Below are 16,767 nucleotides of genomic sequence, written 5' to 3' on the forward strand. Positions count from 1 at the left end.
GAAACAACCCCCGGAGGACCTTTAATGCGCAAGGTACGGATATTTACGGCTATTGCCGCTACTTCCGCCCTCATTCTTGCCGGCTGCGGCACCGCCGACGACGACAGCAGCACCGCCACTCCGGCGGCGAGCGGGGAGCTCACCCCCATCAAGCTCCAGCTGCAGTGGTTCTTCCAGGCCCAGTTCGCCGGCTACATCGCCGCCGTCGACCAGGGCTTCTACAAGGAGCAGGGCCTCGACGTGCAGCTGCTCGAGGGCGGCACCGACATCGTCCCGCAGACGGTGCTGGCCACCGGCAAGGCCGACTACGCGGTGGCCTGGGTGCCGAAGGCGCTCGCCTCCCGGGAGCAGGGCGCCGGCATCACCGACGTCGGGCAGATCTTCGGCCGCTCCGGCACCTACCAGGTGGCCTGGAAGGACTCCGGGATCACGTCGGCCGCCCAGCTCAAGGGCAAGAAGGTCGGCAACTGGGGCTTCGGCAACGAGTTCGAGCTGTTCGCCGGCATGACCAAGGCCGGGATCGACCCGGGCAAGGACGTCACCCTGGTGCAGCAGCAGTTCGACATGCAGGCGCTGCTCAAGCACGAGATCGACGCCGCCCAGGCGATGAGCTACAACGAGTACGCCCAGCTGCTCGAGGCGAAGAACCCGAAGACCGGCAAGCTCTACACGGCCGATGACTTCTCGATCATCGACTGGAAGAACGAGGGCTCGGCCATGCTGCAGGACGCGGTGTGGGCGAACACCGCCAAGCTCAGCGACACGGCGTACCAGCAGCAGACCGTGAAGTTCCTGACCGCCACGATCAAGGGCTGGGCGTTCTGCCGGGACAACGCCGAGAAGTGCCGCGACATGGTCGTGGCCACGGGCTCCAAGCTCGGCAAGAGCCACCAGCTGTGGCAGATGAACGAGGTCAACAAGCTGATCTGGCCGGCGGCCGGCGGCATCGGCGTGGTCGACGACGCGGCCTGGAAGCAGACCGTCGACATCTCGCAGACCACCAAAAACCAGACCGGCGACACGGTGCTGAAGAAGGCGCCGGACGACAAGGCCTACACCAACGACTACATCAACCAGGCGATCACGGCGGCCAAGGCGGCCGGCGTGGACGTCAACGGCACGTCCTTCCAGCCGACCACGGTCACGCTGGAAGAGGGCGGCGCCTAGCTTTTTGAAAGACGTCAGAGCGGAATAAGCCTGGCCGCGAGGGCGACCGCACTCAGGTCGCCCTCGCGCAGCTTCGCCGCCGCCTCCGGCTCGCCCAGGGTCTCCAGGCGGAGGGCGGCGCCGTCGATCAGCGTCTCGTCGCCGTTGAGCAGGCGGCGCGCGGTGCGCGACTGCCCCGGGCTCAGCTCCGCGTACGCACATCGGTCCAGGGCCGTGATGGTCTCTGTGGTGAGATTCCCGGCCAGCGCCCGCTCGGTGACGATGGTGATCAGCCACTCCGGCCACCAGGCGTACTTGCCGACCACCAGACCGGCCTCGACCGCGGTCTGCGGGGTCTTCCCGGCCCGCAGCAACCGGACCGCGAGCGCGATGTCGAACCGTTCCAGGCGCAGCGCCGTGACGAAGACCCGCAGCAGGACCTGGGTGCCGACCAGCGGCTCGGCCTCGGCGGCCGCGTCGGCCCAGCGGCCTTCCAGGGCGTGGCACAGGGCGTACGCGGCGTCGGTGGCGCTCTCCTCGCTGGTGGCCCGCTCGGTCAGCCGTTCCACCGTCGCCACCAGGCGGTGGACCGCCCGCATCGCCCGCACCTTGAGTTCCTCGCTGGCGGGCTTGTTGAGGTGCAGAACCACCACCTCTGCCGCGATCTCGGCCTCCCGCCGCAGCAGCGGCGACGGGATCTTGGGGATGATCACCTCGGCCATGCCCTCGGTGACCGAGGCCGCGTCGAACCTCACCGAGACGTCCTCGAACTGCCCCCACCACTCGGCGGAGTGACCGCGCGGGTGAACGGACTGCGCGACCATCGCCATTCCCGGAAACATGATCGCGGCTCCTCACTTGCCTACCCGAGCTACCTAATCGTCCGGCGGATGCCCGGTATTAGCGTCGCCCATCGGCAACTGTGTGGCCTCCGCTACCACGACGGCGGTGTGTTGCGGGGCCGGCCGGTCGGTGACCGTGTGCCAGAGGCCGCGGGTGCGCGACGCCTCCCGGGTGACCAGGTGCAGCGGCAGCGGCGGCGGGCGGAACGGGCCGGCGCCCCAGCGCACCCAGATGGCGAGCCGGCCGGCGGCCGCCTCGGCCAGCAGTTTGTCGACCGTGCGCTGCCGGTCGAGGCGGTCGACCTCGATGGCGATCGGCTGGCCGCCGGGGCGGGCGCAGGCGACGTCGAGCACGGAGTTGCCCTTCAGCGGGGGCGGCAGCGGGAAGACGCTGGGCGCCCGGCGGTAGACCCGCCAGCCCCGGGCCTCGGCCCACGCGACGACCGCGTCGACCAGCTTGGCCGTCGCCTGCCCCTCGGCCAGGTCGGCGAACTGCAGGTCGGCCAGCCACTGCTGGAGGGATTCGGCCTCGTCGTCCACTGCCGTACCTTATGCTGCGACTTTTTCCCGTTGAGCGGCGAGGAGGCGGGTGAAGTCCTCGGCCGGCATCGGGCGGGCCAGGTGGTAGCCCTGGCCGAGGGTGTAGCCCAGGCCGCGCAGCCGGTCCGCCTGGACCTGGTTCTCGATGCCCTCGGCCACCGTGTCCAGGCCGAGCGCGTGCGCCATCTGGATGACCGCACGGGCGACGGCCTGCCGGGCGTTGGCCTCCGGCGTGCCCTCCTCGCCGAACTCGATGCCGTCGACGAACGACTTGTCCAGCTTCAGGATCGACGCCGGGAACGCCTGCAGCAGGCTCAGCGACGACTCACCCGTCCCGAAGTCGTCCAGCGCCAGCCGGATGCCCATGTCGTGCAGCCGGTGCAGGGTCTGCAGCACCTGCGGGCCGCGCAGCACCGCCGACTCGGTCAGCTCGAAGACGATCCGGTCGGCGGGCAGCCCGCTGTCGGCCAGCGCCGCCTCGACGTCGCCGAGGAAATCCGGGTCGTGCAGCTGCCGGACGGACACGTTCGGGCCCATCTTCTGCAGCGCGTCCGGGCCGAACTCGGCGAGCCAGGCGGCCGCCTGCCGGCAGGTCTCGCGCAGCACGAACCGGCCCAGCGGCACGATCAGGCCGGTGCCCTCGGCGGCCGGGATGAACTCGATCGGCGGCACCAGGCCGCGGGTCGGGTGCTGCCAGCGCACCAGCGACTCGACCCCGATGATGAGCTCCCGCTCGAGATCCCAGATCGGCTGGTAGAACACCCGGAACTCGTCGGCGTCCAGCGCCCGGCGCAGCTCGCCGCCGAGCTGGGCGTGCGCGAACACCGGCTGCTCCATGCCGCCGTGGTAGCGGACGTAGTTGGCCTTGCCGCGCTGCTTGGCGGCGTACATCGCCACGTCGGCGTCGCGCAGCAGGTGGTCGAGCGGGGTGCCGGTGTTCGCGGTGGCGATGCCGATGCTGGCGTGCACGAGCAGGTGGTGGGAGCTGACCGGGCCGGTGAACGACTCGAGGATCCGCTCGGCGACCGCCTCGCCGATCACGTCGTCGCCCTCGATCAGGACGGCGAATTCGTCGCCGCCCAGCCGCACCGGCAGGCCGTCGCCGGCGGCCGCGACGCGCAGCGACTCGGCCACCGCGATCAGCAGGTGGTCGCCGATCTCGTGGCCGAGGGAGTCGTTGACGGTCTTGAAGTCGTCCAGGTCGACCAGCAGCACGGTGGCGGCGCCACGGTCGAGGGCGGCGCCGAGCCGCTCCCGGAACAGGCCACGGTTGGCCAGGCCGGTGAGGCCGTCGTGGGTGACCTCGTGGCGCAGCCGCTCCTCAGAGGCGCGCTTCTCCCGCAGCAGGCGCTGGTTCTCCCGCATCGCGACCAGCTGGCGCACCGCGACCAGGGTGTTGACCAGCACGGCCATGGTGATCACGAGGTGGCCGTCCCAGTGCAGCTCGCGGTGGAACAGCAGGCTCAGCAGCGGGATGTCGACGGCCGCGATGGCCAGGTAGGGCAGCCAGGTGTTGGGCCGGCGCGGCTTGGTGCCGGTGGAGTTCCACTGGCGGCGCACGGCCAGCGTGATCAGCAGCGGGGCAAACGGCATCACCACGGCCTGGGCCGGGATGACGCTGTCGGCGCCGCCCATCACCGACAGGACCGCGATGCCCGCGCCGACCAGGCCGCCCGAGCCGACCAGCCGGATCGCGACCCGGTCGACGGGACCGCCACCACCGATGTACGACACCTTGGTGATGCCGCCCACGGCGAGGACGAACGACAGTGACAGGAGCACCAGCATCTGGGCGCTCCAGCCGGCCGACGAGCCCACCATCGGCGCCAGCGCGAAGTGGAAGAGCACGGTGCTGCAGCCGAAGAACGCGATGCCCCGGTCCAGCCACTGCTTCCAGCGCTGGTTGCGGCTGCTGATGCCGAGCGGGACCCGCCCCACCGACCACATGGCGATCAGGAAGGCCACGCCGACCAGGGCGGCGGCCGATATCGGCATGTCGGGCAGCACGGGTTGCTGCTGGAATCCGGCCACGGCCAGGATCGTGTAGCCGGCCGCGACCAGGGACAGCGCGACCAGCAGGCCGCGCCAGAACCGCCGGGAGACCGGGTCGAGGTCGAGCGAGCGGATCAGGCGGTAGATGCTGTGCGCCGCCACCGCCGCGCCCAGCGGCATCGCCAGATAGCAGAGCACAGCCGGGCCCGGCCCGCCGACCAGCCAGAAGAGGTACCAGGCCGTCCAGACCAGGAGGATCCCGCTGGTTGCCACGAGGTGGAACTTCGGAGCGCGGGTCACCTGAGACGGTTCGGCGGATCCGGCGGCAACTGTAGGAGTTTCCACCGTCACGCTGCGTCGAGCTGGCGTTGACCGGCCATCATCGCGCCGACCTCGGCCGGGGTCATCGGCTCGGCCAGGTGGAAACCCTGGCCGAGGGAGTAGCCGAGCCGCTGCAACCGGGCCGCCTGCTCCTCGTTCTCGATGCCCTCGGCCACCGTGTCCAGGTCGAGCGCGCCGGCCAGCTGGATCACCGCGCGGGCCACCGCCTGCCGGGCGTTCGCCTCCGGGGTGCCCTCCTCGTCGAACTCGATGCCGTCGACGAACGACTTGTCCAGCTTCACGATCGAGGCCGGGAACGCGCGCAACAGGCTCAGCGACGACTCACCCGTCCCAAAATCATCAAGCGCCAGCCGTACGCCCATGTCGTGCAGCTCGTGCAGGGTCTGCGACACCTGCTGGCCGCGCAGCACCGCCGACTCGGTCAGCTCGAGCACCAGCAGCTCACCGGGCAGGCCGCTGTCGGCCAGCGCGGCGCGCACGTCGTCGACGAAGTCCGGGTCGTGCAGCTGCCGCACCGACACGTTCGGGCCGGCCTTCTGCAGCACCTCCGGGCCGAACTCGGCCAGCCAGGCGGCCGCCTGCCGGCAGGTCTCGCGCAGCACGAACCGGCCCAGCGGCACGATCAGGCCGGTGCGCTCGGCCACCGGGATGAAGTCGGCCGGGCTGATCACCCCGCGGGTCGGGTGCTGCCAGCGGACCAGCGCCTCGACCCCGATCACCTGGCGCAGGTGCAGGTCGACCAGGGGCTGGTAGACCACCCGGAACTCGCCGTTCTCCAGCCCGCGCCGCAGCTCGGCGCCGAGCTGCGCGTCGGCCACCACCGGCCGTTCCATGCCGGGCGTGAACCGCACCCAGTTGTCCTTGCCCCGCTGCTTGGCGGCGAACAGGGCGGTGTCGGCGTCGCGCATCAGGCTGTCCACCGCGGTGCCGGCCGGGGCGGTGGCGAGGCCGGCGCTGGCGTGCATGAGCAGCCGGTGCTCGCTGAGCGAGCTGCCCAGCACCGCGCCGATCCGGGACACCACGTCCTCGGCCTGCACCTTCGGGTCGTCGATCAGCACCGCGAACTCGTCGCCGGCCTGGCGGGCCACCAGCCCGTCCCCGCCGACCGCCGCGCCCAGCCCGTCGGCGACCGCCCGCAGCAGGTCGTCGCCGATCTCGTGGCCGAGCGAGTCGTTGACCGTCTTGAAGTCGTCCAGGTCGACCAGCACCACGGTGGCCGGGCCGCACTCCAGGGCCAGGCCGAGCCGGTCGTGGAAGAGGCTGCGGTTGGCCAGGCTGGTCAGCGAGTCGTGCGTGGCGTCCCAGCGCAGCTGGACCTGAGCCTCCTGCTGAGCGGCGATCAGGCGCCGGTTCTCCCGGTAGGCCAACAGGTGCCGCAACGAGGCGAGCAGGGTGACGAACACGGCGAGCAGCACCACGATCCGGCCCGGCCAGCCCATCGGGCCGAAAACGGTGATGACCAGCGGGATGTCGACGGCCAGCACGGCCAGGTACGGCAGCCACGCCTCGCGCCGCTGTTCGGCGCCGGAGTACCGCCACTGGCGGCCCACCGCGAGGGTGATCGCCACCGGGCCGAGCGGCAGCAGCACCGCTTGGCCGAACGTCGAGACCTGGTGGCCGGCGTGCGCGGCCAGCATCGCGTAGACGGCGGTGGCGAGTCCGCTGGAGGCGACCAGCCGCACCGCGACCCGGTCCACCGGGCCACCCGGCACATATGCCACCCGGCTGATGCCCAGCGCGCTCATCAGCAGCGCCAGCCCCACCATGAGCTTGGTGCGCAGCGGCCACTGCTCGTGCGCGTTCACCAGCGGGCCGAGCGACGCGAACCAGAGCAGGGTGGCACAACCGAAGAACGCGATGGCCCGGTCGAGCAGCCGCTTACGCCGCTCCGCCCGGGAGATGTCGCCCAGCGGCACCAGGCAGATCGCGGCGATCGCGGCGACCAGGCCGGCCGCCGTGAACGCGCTGACGAAGGCGGGCACGCTCGGCTTGTCCGGGTACGCGAGGACGGCGAGCACGGCCTGCACTCCGCGGCCGAACGCGACGGTGGCCTCGAGCACGAGGATCAGCCGCCAGAACGTGACGGCGGCCGGTGCGAGCGGCACCCAGCGCAGCAGCCCGAGCACCGCCACGGCGCCGGTGGCCGAAGCGAGCGGTGAGCCGAAGTAGGCGAACACCGACGGGCCGAGCCCGAACACGGCGTACACGAGGTACCACAGCATCGACAACGCCGCGACGCCGAACGTGGCGAGCACGTACGGGCGGGGCGAGGGCCGGCGGAGGGTCATGCCGGTGTGATCGGCCGCACGCACGCGCACTGTAGGAGTAGCCGGAATCCGCTCCGCCGGGGTGCGCACGGACGGAGGATGAGGCCATGGACGTGAGCACCCGGGAAGGCGAGATCCGGGCCCGGCTGGCCGACATCGGCGGGCCGGAACCGGGCGACGGGGAGCGGGCGCTGATGGCGCGGCTGGCCCGGTCGTTCGTGGCCAAGACGCCCGGCGGGGTCGATCGGCTGGCCGAGCTGCTGCGCGGGGGCGATCACCGCGCCGTGCAGGATCAGGCGCACAGCCTGAAGGGGTCGGCCGCCAACATCGGCGCCGACCAGCTGGCGGCCATCTTCCGTGAGGTGGAGGACTCGGCCCGCGACGGCGTCGTGCCGGACCCGGATCTGACACTCGGCCGGCTCGCCGCCGAGCAGGCCCTGGTGCTGGGCCTGCTCGAAAGCCTCGCGAAGGAACTGGAGCCGAGCTAGCCGTTGAGGTCGGCGTCGGCGACCTCGATCGGGTTGAGCGCGCCCGGGATGGCCAGCACCGGCTCGATGATCTCGATCATCCGGGCGTAGTTGTCCAGGCGGTCCAGCAGCAGCGACGTGACCACCATGCCGCGGCCGATCAGCACGAGGCCGTTGGTGGCGGCGATGTCCTCGGCGACGCGCATGCCCACCTCGAGGTCGGCGACCTTCAGGCCGCGCACCTGCCGCTCGGCGACCTTGTCGAGGCCGTTGACCTCACGCAGCGCGCTGAGCACCTGCAGCGCGCTGTCCTCGCGGCACTCGAGCACCGCGATGGCGCTCTCCAACTCCATGCCGCGGCTCTCGAGGGTCTCGAAGTCCATCGCGGTACGGATGACGTCGATGGCCGCCTCGATGAGCGGTGACTGCGGCTTGGCCGGGTTCTTCACCCGCTTCGGGTCGAGGCCGCGGACGATGTCGAGGACGTCCTCCATCATCGGGATGCCCTTGAGCAGCTGCACCGCGACGCCGGGCATGGCGTCGACCATGTGCTGCTCCTCCTCGGTGCAGGGCAGCCCCTTGTCCAGCTTGGCGAGCACGCTCGGCGGGATGGTGACCGCGCCGAGCTGCGAGGCCATCGCGGCGACCTCGATCTCCCAGAGCGCCTCCAGCTGCATCGTCTGGCACAGGCCGGCGACCCGGGTGCGGATCCGGCCGGCCCGGGCGAACGCGGCCGGGCTGGCCAGCTCCAGGCAGCCGAAGACGGCCTGGATGCTGGACTTGAGCGTGGTGTCGAGCAGGTGCCGCTCGGTTGTCGACCGCCCGTGCAGCTCGACCGCGTCGTGCACGGTGGCGCGCAGGTCGTCGGTCTTCACCGGCTTGGCCAGGTAGCGGTAGACGCCGCCGTCGTTGATCGCGGAGATCGCCACGCTCAGGTCGCTCTGCGCGGTGTGCAGCACCCGGGTGGTGTCGGGGTACTCGAGCTGGATGCGGCGCAGCAGCTCGACGCCGTCCATGCCGGGCATCCGCAGGTCGCTGATCACCGCGGCGACCGGGCCGGTCTCGGCGAGCACGCGCAGCGCGTCGTCGCCGCTGGCGGCGGTGAGCACCTTGTGGTCGCGGCGCAGCTGCAGTGCGAGCGCCTCGAGGATCTCGTTCTCGTCGTCCACCAGCAAAACCGTCGGACGCCCGCTCGCCTGCTCGTTCACCATCGCTTCGACCCCGCCCTGTGTGTGCCGGCTTACGTCCGAATATTCGGACGTAAGCCGCCGAGAGTGAGGATTTAGCCGGTGATCGGGCGGCCGGTGCGGTCGGCGATGTGTGGGGGTGGGTCGATTCCGGCCGGCAGCAGCGGGTCGGCGATCGGAGTGCCCCAGGTGGCGGTCACCGGCAGGCGGCCGGCCCAGAGGCCGAGCGCGGCGTCCCGCCCGTCGCCGTCGTCGGGCGGACCGTCGCTGATCTTGACCGAGGCCTCGGCGAGCGGGATCGCCAGCAGCGCGGTGGCGGCCAGCTCCTTCTTCGAGGGGCGGCGGGCGTAATCCCACTGGCCGGGCGTCACGTGCTCGGTGAGCAGGCGCAGGCCGTAGAGCAGCTCGTCGGGGTCGGTGACCTTCCGCGGCACGCCGTAGATCATGGCGCTGCGGTAGTTCACGCCGTGCTCGAAGACCGAGCGCGCCAGGATCAGCCCGTCGAGCACGGTGATGGTCACGCAGGCCTCCGCGTCGGCGAGGAGGCTCCGGCTCGCCACCGAGCCGTGCAGGAAGATCTGCCGGTCGTCGTAGCCGTAGACGGTCGGCACGACCATCGGGTGGCCGTCGACCAGCACGCCGAGGTGGGCGACCAGGCCGGCGGCGAGCACGGCGTCGAGATCGGCCGGCGAGGTGCGGCCGTTCTCCTTCATCCGGCGGTGCCGGGTACGAGGCGTCGGGGAGAGCACCCCGAGACTTTAGGCGCTCACCGGATGGTGGGCCAGGCAGGAGGTGCCGCTGTGGGCATGGGGGCCACGGTCGACGAGCTCCTGCACGACCTCGCGGAGCTGGTCGTTGGGGCAGGGCTTGAGCAGCACGGCGCAGCAGCCGGCCTCGACCGGATGGTTGTCGCCGGGATGCAGGTGGCCGCTGAGCATGACGATCGGGATGTCGGCCAGGTCCGGGTGCGCCCGGACGGCCCGGGTCAGCTCGATCCCGTCCATCCGTGGCATGCCCAGGTCGGTGAGGAGCACGTCGGGCCGGTCGGCGACGGCCTGCTCGAAGGCGGCCATCCCGTCCGGTCGATGCACCACGGTGTGCCCGGCCCGGCTGAGCAGCCGCGTGACGATCACCGCGATGTCCTGGTCGTCCTCGGCAACGAGTACTACCGCCATTGGTCCAGCATGCGCCGTACCACCTACAGCTTGTGGTGGTTTGGCGGTTATGGCTTGACCGCGACGCCCGCGAGCAGCGACCGCCGGACCACCTCACCCGGGTCCTCGCCGCCCGGCGACGGACGCCACGACGCGGCCGGCACGACACCCGGGTCGAGCAGCGGCCAGTCGCCGAAGAAGGCCCGGAACTCGTCGCGTTCGCGCATCATCATCGGCGACGTCGTGTGGTTGTAGATGCGCAGCACCTGGTGGGCGTACGGCGGCGGCTCGCCCCCGTCGTTGCAGGCGTGCGACAGCGCCAGGTAGCTGCCCGGGGCGACTGCATCCCGGTAACGCTCGAGGGCCCGGCCGAGCCGCTCGGTGTCCGGGATGAAGTGCGCGACCGCCACCACCAGCAGGCAGACCGGCCGCTCCAGGTCGAGCAGCTCCGCAGCCGACTCGAGCACCGCGCCGGCGTCGGTCAGGTCGGCCAGCAGCGCCGCCGAGCGCGGATCGTCGCCGGCGAGCCGGCGGGTGTGCACGACCGCGACCGGGTCGACATCGACCGAGACGATCCGGGCGTCGCCGACCAGGGCGCGTGCCGTCGACGGCACGTCCCCGGCGGCCGGGATGCCGGCGCCGAGGTCGAGGTACTGGGAGAGGCCGGCCGACGCGGCCACGGTGACCGCCCGGCGCAGGAAGTCACGCCCGCACCGCAGCACGGCGGGCAGCTCCGGCATGGCGGCCAGCGCGACCTCGGCCGCCTCCCGATCCGCCGCGAAGTGGTGGGTGCCGCCGAGGTAATAGTCGTAGACCCGCGCGCCACTGGGCCGCTGCGGGTCGACCTCGACGTCCGCGCCCATGCTGTGAGCGTAGGGAAACCCGTCCCCGAGCCGGGCCGAATCGTTAATGTAGGTCCGGTAATGGGGCAAACGCACGATTCTTCGCGACCTCAGCCGGACGAACTGCTGCGGGCGATGGTGCATACCGCCCATGACGCGATCTACGCGGTCGGCCGGGACTTCACCGTCCTGTCCTGGAACCCGGCCGCCGAGGCGCTGTTCGGCTACCGGGCCGACGAGATCGTCGGGCGCAGCGCCGACCTGCTCATCCCGCCCGACCGGCAGGCCGACCAGCGCGAGATGCTGCTGCTCATCGAGTCGGGCGCCCGGCTCGCGCGGTTCCGCAGCCGCCGCCGGCACCGCGACGGGCACTGGTTGCCGGTCACCCTGACGATGTCGCCGCTGTGCGACGGCGGCCAGATGGCCGGTTACACCGTGATCGCGCGGGCGGTCAGCGACCGCGAACGCCTCGAGTCCAGCTTCCAGGCCCTGCTCGAGGCCGCGCCGGACGCGTTCGTCGGCGTCGGCGACGACGGCCGGATCGTGCTGGCGAACAGTCAGGCCGAGACGTTGTTCGGGCTCACCCGGCACGGCCTGATCGGCAAGCAGATCGACAAACTGCTGGTGCCGCCGCTGGCGGGCGAGCTGACACCGGCGTCGCCGGACGAGCCGCACAGCACAGACACCCGGGCCCATCGCGCCGACGGCAGCACCGTGCCGGTCGAGGTGTCGGTGAGCATTCTGCCCACCGACGACGGCCGGATCCGCTGTGCGGTGATCCGCGACATCACCGAACGGGTGCGCGCCCACGAGCGGCTCCGGCAGTTGCAGGCCGAGGCCGAACGCGCCCAGGTGGAGGCCCAGTTGCAGCGGGCGCAGCGCCTCGAGGGCCTCGGTCAGCTCGCCGGCGGGGTGGCCCACGACTTCAACAACCTCATCGCGGTGATCAGCAACTACGCCACGTTCATCGCCGAGACCGCCGCCGACTGCGGGCTGGACGAGGTCGCCGCGGACGCCGCCCAGATCACCAAGGCCGCCCAGCGTGGCGCCGACCTCACCCACCAGCTGCTCGCGTTCGCCCGGCGCGAGGTGGTGCGGCCGCGGCCGCTCAGCCTCAACGACGTGATCACCGACATCGAGGACATGCTGCGGCGCTCGATCGGCGAGCACATCACCCTCGACGTACGCCTGACGCCGGACCTCGCCTCGATCACCGCCGACCCCGGCCAGCTCGACCAGGTGCTGGTGAACCTGGCGGTCAATGCCCGCGACGCGATGCCGCGAGGCGGCACCCTCACCATCGAGACCGGCGATCTGACCGTCGACCAGGAGTACGCGTCGAGCCGCCCGGCCCTGCGCACCGGCCACTACGTGCGGATGCGGGTCAGCGACACCGGCACCGGCATGCCGCCCGAGGTGATCGAGCGGGCGTTCGAGCCGTTCTACACCACCAAACCGGCCGGCAAGGGCACCGGGCTGGGCCTGGCCACCGTCTACGGCATCATCACCGCGGCCGGCGGCGACCTGAGCATCCACTCCGAGGCCGGCCTGGGCACCACGTTCACGATCCTGATGCCGACCACCGAAGCCGAGCCGGCCGAGGCGGCCGAGCCCGAGCCGGCGCCGGTCGACTACCGCCGTGCCACGATCCTCGCGGTCGAGGACGAGCCGGCCCTGCGCGACGTGCTGCACCGCATCCTGGCCGGGGCCGGGCACGAGGTGCTGATCGCCGCGGACGGGCCGGCCGCACTGACCCTGGCCGCCGCGAATCCGGGCCGCATCGACGTGCTGCTCACCGACGTGGTCATGCCGCACATGCTCGGCAAGGACCTGGCCGAGCGTTTCCAGCAGCTGTGCCCCGGCGCCGGCGTGCTGTTCATGTCCGGTTATGCCCGCCCGGCGCTGGCCTCGCAGGGCACCCTCGACCCGGACGCCCCCCTGGTGGAGAAGCCGTTCTCGAAGAACCAGCTGCTCGCCGCGGTGCAGCAGTGCCTCGACCGTCCGTAGCATTCAAAATCATGACGACGATCGGTTTCCTGCACACGGCGGACGTTCACGTGCCGGTCTTCCAAGCGCTGCGGGCCGAGCTCGCGCCGGGCTGGGCGGACGTGCACGTGGTCGATCCGGCCCTGCTCGCCGACGCCCAGCGCGACGGCATCACCGGCGAGCTGGCCGCCCGGGTCGACGCCCGGCTGCACGAGCTGGCCGACGGCGGCGCCGACCTGATCGTCTGCACGTGTTCCACGCTGTCGGAGTATGCCGAAACCCGAACGGGTGACCTGGGCGTCGCGGTGCTGCGGGTGGACCGGCCGATGGCCGAGGCAGCGGTGGCCGCGGGCGAGCGCGTTGCGGTCATCGCCACCACGGATTCCACCTTCGGGCCGACCGGTGCCCTGCTGCGGGCGGCGGCCGGGCAGGCCGGGCGGCGGGTCACGCTGATCGAGACACCCGTGCCGGGCGCCTGGTCACTCTTTCAACAGGGCGACCTGCGGGCGTACGCCGAGAAGGCCGCCGCCCAGGCGCGAAAGATCGCCCCCGGGGCCGACGTGATCGTGCTGGCGCAGGCCAGCCTGGCCCCGGCCGCCGCGCTGCTCGCGGACCTGCCGATCCCGGTGCTGACCAGCCCGCGCACCGCGGTCGCCCGGGCGATCGCCGAAGCCGGCCCGGGGTGATCCGGACCGGCGTGCGGGCGACATCCGCTCAGCGCTCGCTGAGCTGCTCCTCGGACTCCTCGCCGACCTCGTCCTCGGCCGACTGACGCTGAGCCGGAACCGGCTCCTCGCCCTCCTCGGAGCCGTGCCGCGGCGCGGCCGACACCGGCGCCTCGGCCGGGACCGGACCGGCGGCCTGCTCCGGCAGCTCCGCGTTGACCTGGGGCTGGTCGACCCACAGGGCGCGCAGCTGGCCCTGCATGAACGTGGTCAGCCGCTGGCGGTACTCCCGGTCGAACTGCTCGAGCGCCTCGATCTGCTGCTGAAGCGCCTCGCGCTTGGTGCCGAGGCTGCCGACCACGTCGTCGTACCGCTGGCGGGCCTGCAGGTTGAGGTGGTCGGCGTTGGCCTGGGCGTCCTCGCCGATCGAGCCGGCGGCCGCGCGGGCGTCCGCGACGATCTTCTCGGCGCTGCGCCGGGCGTCCTCGGTGCGGGCGTGCGAGTCGCGGGCGATCTGCTCGGCGGCGGCACGCGCGTCGGTGAGGATCTTCTCGGCCTCACGGCGGACGTTGTGGCCGTGGGCCTGCGCGTCCCGGTTGATCTGCTCGGCCGCGGCCAGCGCGTCCGTGCGGATCTTGTCGGCTTGGTGGTGAGCACGGGCAACGTGCTCCTCGGCAGTGCGCTGCGCCAGCGTCAGCACCTGCAGAGCCTGGTTGGGGTGTGCCTGCGGGGGCGCGACAACCGCCTGCTCCGAGGTCTGACCTTCCGCGGACGTCCCATTAAGAAGCACTTTTACTCGATCCTTCATGCGGTTGTCGGACAAGGAAGACCTCCGTACGTACAGAGCCGTTCCACGAGGCCACTCGCACGGGCACTGGCTTGATTCGGCCGGGATGCTACCAACTTGAGCAGGCGCTTCGCGAGACTGTTCGGATCGTGATATCCCAGTTACCAAAAGGGCAGTCCGGGCCGGAATTCCGCCATGGCAGGGTGGCCGAACCGGCAGAAGACATCACCCGTCCGTCGTAGCCGGATCGGCGTGGCGGCGCCAGGGCCGTTCGCCACTACGCTGAGATGGTGGCACACGACGCCGTGACCTCCGCCATACGCGAGCTGCTGTCGGTCATCCCGGCGGGTTGCTCGTGGCTGCGCCCGGTGGCCGGCGACGATGGTGAGATTGCCGACTTCGAGGTGGGGGCGGCCAGCGGCAGCGGGCACGACATCTACCGCCGCGGCACCGACCGGGTCGACTCCCGGCTCAGCCAGCTCTATCCCGGCCTCGTCGGCGGCCGGCTGTGGCAGCTCTACGTCGAGGTGCTGCACACCGGCGAACCCGGCCGGATGAGCGAGTTCCGCTACGAGCAGGACCGGGCCGGCTTCGTGCCGCGCTCGCTGTTCGACGTCACCGTGCATCCGGTGCTGGGCGGCCTGCTCGTCTGGTGGCAGCGCCTCGACGAGGACCGCCGCCGCACCGAGCGCACCGAGCAGCTGGGCAATCTCGGCTGGGCGGAGTACGACCTGGTCACCGGGGAGAGCCAGTGGTCGCCCGGGGTCTACCGGATCTTCGAGCGGGACGAGTCGGCCGGCCCGCTCAGCCGGGCCGAGCAGGCGGCGGCGATCGAACCGGAGGACCGCGGCCTCGGCGAGGCGGCCTGGCAGACGATGGAGTTCGGCGGCGTCTCCGACGTGACCGTGCGGTTCCGGGTCGGCACGTCGGCCAAGCACCTGCGCGTCCTGTCCGACGTCGTGCTGGACGCGACCGGCACCCCGATCAAGGTGCACGCGGTGGTGCAGGACGTGACGGCGCGCGAGCAGTCCCGCACCGCGATCGAACGCCTCAGCGACCAGCTGCGCAGCCGCGAGCTGACCGCGCTGGCCGAGCACCGCCTGGCCGCCCGGCTGCAGCACATGATCCAGCCGGTGCCGCTGGCCCCGTTCCCGCTGCCCGGCCTGCAGGTGATGGTCGGCTACCTCTCGGCCGAGAGCGCGATCCGGGTCGGCGGCGACTGGTACCACGCCCAGGAGCTGACCGACGGCCGGGCGGTGCTCGCCGTCGGCGACGTGGCCGGGCACGGGCTGGCCGCGGCCAACAGCATGGCGCACCTGCGCTTCGCGCTGATCGCCTGGCTGGCCATCGGCATCGACGACCCGGCGACGCTGCTGCGCCACCTCAACGGCATGTGCACCCGGATGGGAGTCACCGGCACCGCGGTGATCGCCATCTTCGACCCGGCCACCCGCGGCCTGACCTGGGCCCGGGCCGGGCACGCCGCTCCGCTGCTGGCCCGCGGTGGCGTCGCCATGCCGCTCGACCTGCCGGCCGGGCTGATGCTCGGCGCCGACGACGACTCCAGTTACCAGGTGCTGACCCCGTGCCTGTCGGCCGGCGACCTGCTGCTGTTCTACACCGACGGACTGGTGGAGCGCCGGGTGACCGGCGAGCCGCTGCTCACCGAGGTGATGACCATCCTGGGCGAGGCGTCGGCCGACCACGGCGAGCACGCCCTGCCCACGCTGGCGTCCCGGCTCAACCGCCCGAGCCCCGACGACGACACCTGCACGGTGGCCATCCGGGTGCTCGGAGGTTAGAGCAGCATCGTCAGGCTGATCGCGGTGCCGTCCGGGTGGACGGAGATGCTCACCTCGTCGCAGATGCGCTCCACGATGGCCAGGCCGCGGCCGCGCGGCTGGTCGGCGGCCGGCATGGCCCGCCCGAACGCCGGCGGGGTGCCGGAGTCGATGACGTCGCAGTGGATGCGGCCGTCGTCGGCCCAGAGCAGCACCCGGCCGCCGCCGTCGGTGTGCTGCAGGGTGTTGGTGGCCAGCTCGCTCACCGCGACGGTCAGCAGGTCGGCACGCAACCGGGGCAGGCCGAGGGCCTCCGACTCGGTGCGGATGAACTCACGGACCACCGCCAGGTCGCCGGCCACCGCGTACGCCATCTCGGCGGGACGCGTCGCGGTCGCCGGCGGATCGGCGGGTGTGTTCACTGTCGGTCACCGCCCGTCTCGTCGCTGCTCGATCCACTGCGGCTCAGCAGGCCGGCCACCCCGGTCAGGTCAAGCACTGCGGCCACCGAACCGGCTGGGTTCTCCACGTAGAGCCGGCCGCCCCGCTCGATTGCCGCCCGGTGCGCGGTCACCAGCGCGTGCAGGCCGCTGGAGTCGAGGAACCCGACCGCGGCCAGGTCGACGATCACGGTGTCGCTGCGGTGCACGGCGGCCAGCAGCGACTCGCTGAGCTGATCGCGGACCGCCAGGTCGCAGTCGCCGGCCAGCGTGACCCGGACGTGCCCGGCCCCGTCGGAGGTCGTCGCCGCGAAGTTCGCCATGGACTT

The 16,767-nt window shown here is 71.9% G+C and carries 16 protein-coding genes; 5 read left to right on the top strand and 11 right to left on the bottom strand.

Going from position 1 to position 16,767, the window contains the following annotated elements:
• Positions 1 to 24 precede the first annotated feature (24 nt).
• Positions 25 to 1,167 carry an ABC transporter substrate-binding protein gene (locus tag AB0E90_RS08940; protein WP_360401671.1) on the top strand — a complete coding sequence of 381 codons (1,143 nt, stop codon included), beginning with the start codon at positions 25 to 27 and terminating at the stop codon, positions 1,165 to 1,167.
• Positions 1,168 to 1,181: 14 nt separating this feature from the next.
• On the opposite strand, the gene AB0E90_RS08945 is transcribed toward AB0E90_RS08940, so the two are convergent.
• From AB0E90_RS08945 to AB0E90_RS08960, 4 genes are read right to left on the bottom strand one after another with little or no spacing between them, the layout of a single operon-like run.
• Positions 1,182 to 1,988 carry a hypothetical protein gene (locus AB0E90_RS08945; RefSeq protein ID WP_360401674.1) on the bottom strand — a complete coding sequence of 269 codons (807 nt, stop codon included), beginning with the start codon at positions 1,986 to 1,988 and terminating at the stop codon, positions 1,182 to 1,184.
• Positions 1,989 to 2,021: 33 nt separating this feature from the next.
• Entirely contained in the window at positions 2,022 to 2,528 is a 507-nt protein-coding gene (locus AB0E90_RS08950) for a hypothetical protein (protein ID WP_360401677.1), read from the bottom strand.
• A gap of 9 nt (positions 2,529 to 2,537) precedes the next feature.
• Positions 2,538 to 4,820, bottom strand: coding sequence for an EAL domain-containing protein (locus tag AB0E90_RS08955; protein WP_360401680.1), 2,283 nt, complete (start codon positions 4,818 to 4,820; stop codon positions 2,538 to 2,540).
• Positions 4,821 to 4,867: 47 nt separating this feature from the next.
• Positions 4,868 to 7,174 (bottom strand): EAL domain-containing protein, encoded by a 2,307-nt coding sequence (locus tag AB0E90_RS08960; protein ID WP_360401683.1) that lies wholly within the window; start codon positions 7,172 to 7,174, stop codon positions 4,868 to 4,870.
• A gap of 62 nt (positions 7,175 to 7,236) precedes the next feature.
• On the opposite strand from AB0E90_RS08960, the gene AB0E90_RS08965 reads away from it, so the two are divergent.
• Entirely contained in the window at positions 7,237 to 7,617 is a 381-nt protein-coding gene (locus AB0E90_RS08965; protein WP_360401686.1) for an Hpt domain-containing protein, read from the top strand.
• Here AB0E90_RS08965 and AB0E90_RS08970 read toward each other — a convergent pair.
• From AB0E90_RS08970 to AB0E90_RS08985, 4 genes are all read right to left on the bottom strand, one after another.
• A complete protein-coding gene (locus AB0E90_RS08970; RefSeq protein ID WP_360401689.1) occupies positions 7,614 to 8,807 on the bottom strand; it encodes a response regulator in 1,194 nt (397 codons plus the stop codon). The genes AB0E90_RS08965 and AB0E90_RS08970 overlap by 4 nt on opposite strands.
• Before the next feature lie 71 nt (positions 8,808 to 8,878).
• Entirely contained in the window at positions 8,879 to 9,496 is a 618-nt protein-coding gene (locus AB0E90_RS08975; RefSeq protein ID WP_360402453.1) for a pyridoxamine 5'-phosphate oxidase family protein, read from the bottom strand.
• A gap of 45 nt (positions 9,497 to 9,541) precedes the next feature.
• Positions 9,542 to 9,958 (bottom strand): response regulator, encoded by a 417-nt coding sequence (locus tag AB0E90_RS08980; RefSeq protein WP_360401692.1) that lies wholly within the window; start codon positions 9,956 to 9,958, stop codon positions 9,542 to 9,544.
• 47 nt (positions 9,959 to 10,005) lie between these two features.
• Positions 10,006 to 10,800, bottom strand: coding sequence for an SAM-dependent methyltransferase (locus AB0E90_RS08985; protein WP_360401695.1), 795 nt, complete (start codon positions 10,798 to 10,800; stop codon positions 10,006 to 10,008).
• Between the two features lie 60 nt (positions 10,801 to 10,860).
• Here AB0E90_RS08985 and AB0E90_RS08990 point away from each other — a divergent pair, with 60 nt between their 5' ends.
• A complete protein-coding gene (locus AB0E90_RS08990; protein WP_360401698.1) occupies positions 10,861 to 12,786 on the top strand; it encodes a PAS domain S-box protein in 1,926 nt (641 codons plus the stop codon).
• A gap of 11 nt (positions 12,787 to 12,797) precedes the next feature.
• The gene (locus AB0E90_RS08995; protein ID WP_360401701.1) at positions 12,798 to 13,451 is read left to right on the top strand and encodes an aspartate/glutamate racemase family protein; all 654 of its coding nucleotides are present in this window, start codon (positions 12,798 to 12,800) and stop codon (positions 13,449 to 13,451) included.
• Positions 13,452 to 13,479: 28 nt separating this feature from the next.
• On the opposite strand, the gene AB0E90_RS09000 is transcribed toward AB0E90_RS08995, so the two are convergent.
• A complete protein-coding gene (locus tag AB0E90_RS09000) occupies positions 13,480 to 14,220 on the bottom strand; it encodes a hypothetical protein (protein ID WP_360401704.1) in 741 nt (246 codons plus the stop codon).
• A gap of 302 nt (positions 14,221 to 14,522) precedes the next feature.
• Between AB0E90_RS09000 and AB0E90_RS09005 the strand changes: the two genes are divergently transcribed.
• Entirely contained in the window at positions 14,523 to 16,019 is a 1,497-nt protein-coding gene (locus AB0E90_RS09005; protein ID WP_360401707.1) for a SpoIIE family protein phosphatase, read from the top strand.
• Here the strand turns inward: AB0E90_RS09005 and AB0E90_RS09010 are convergent.
• Positions 16,016 to 16,420 carry an ATP-binding protein gene (locus tag AB0E90_RS09010; protein ID WP_360401710.1) on the bottom strand — a complete coding sequence of 135 codons (405 nt, stop codon included), beginning with the start codon at positions 16,418 to 16,420 and terminating at the stop codon, positions 16,016 to 16,018. The two genes, AB0E90_RS09005 and AB0E90_RS09010, sit on opposite strands and share 4 nt — an antisense overlap.
• Complete coding sequence (locus AB0E90_RS09015; protein ID WP_360401713.1) at positions 16,417 to 16,761, bottom strand: STAS domain-containing protein; 345 nt, start codon at positions 16,759 to 16,761, stop codon at positions 16,417 to 16,419. The genes AB0E90_RS09010 and AB0E90_RS09015 overlap by 4 nt, the downstream gene beginning before the upstream one ends.
• Positions 16,762 to 16,767: the final 6 nt, after the last annotated feature.

It is taken from the genome of Actinoplanes sp. NPDC026619, assembly GCF_040638295.1.
Lineage (GTDB): Bacteria > Actinomycetota > Actinomycetes > Mycobacteriales > Micromonosporaceae > Actinoplanes.

Coding starts and splice junctions, on each gene's coding strand:
- AB0E90_RS08940 (WP_360401671.1), top strand. CDS start 25: ATGCGCAAGGTACGGATATTTACGGCTATTGCCGCTACTTCCGCCCTC.
- AB0E90_RS08945 (WP_360401674.1), bottom strand. CDS start 1,988: ATGTTTCCGGGAATGGCGATGGTCGCGCAGTCCGTTCACCCGCGCGGT.
- AB0E90_RS08965 (WP_360401686.1), top strand. CDS start 7,237: ATGGACGTGAGCACCCGGGAAGGCGAGATCCGGGCCCGGCTGGCCGAC.
- AB0E90_RS08970 (WP_360401689.1), bottom strand. CDS start 8,807: ATGGTGAACGAGCAGGCGAGCGGGCGTCCGACGGTTTTGCTGGTGGAC.
- AB0E90_RS08975 (WP_360402453.1), bottom strand. CDS start 9,496: ATGAAGGAGAACGGCCGCACCTCGCCGGCCGATCTCGACGCCGTGCTC.
- AB0E90_RS08980 (WP_360401692.1), bottom strand. CDS start 9,958: ATGGCGGTAGTACTCGTTGCCGAGGACGACCAGGACATCGCGGTGATC.
- AB0E90_RS08985 (WP_360401695.1), bottom strand. CDS start 10,800: ATGGGCGCGGACGTCGAGGTCGACCCGCAGCGGCCCAGTGGCGCGCGG.
- AB0E90_RS08990 (WP_360401698.1), top strand. CDS start 10,861: ATGGGGCAAACGCACGATTCTTCGCGACCTCAGCCGGACGAACTGCTG.
- AB0E90_RS08995 (WP_360401701.1), top strand. CDS start 12,798: ATGACGACGATCGGTTTCCTGCACACGGCGGACGTTCACGTGCCGGTC.
- AB0E90_RS09015 (WP_360401713.1), bottom strand. CDS start 16,761: ATGGCGAACTTCGCGGCGACGACCTCCGACGGGGCCGGGCACGTCCGG.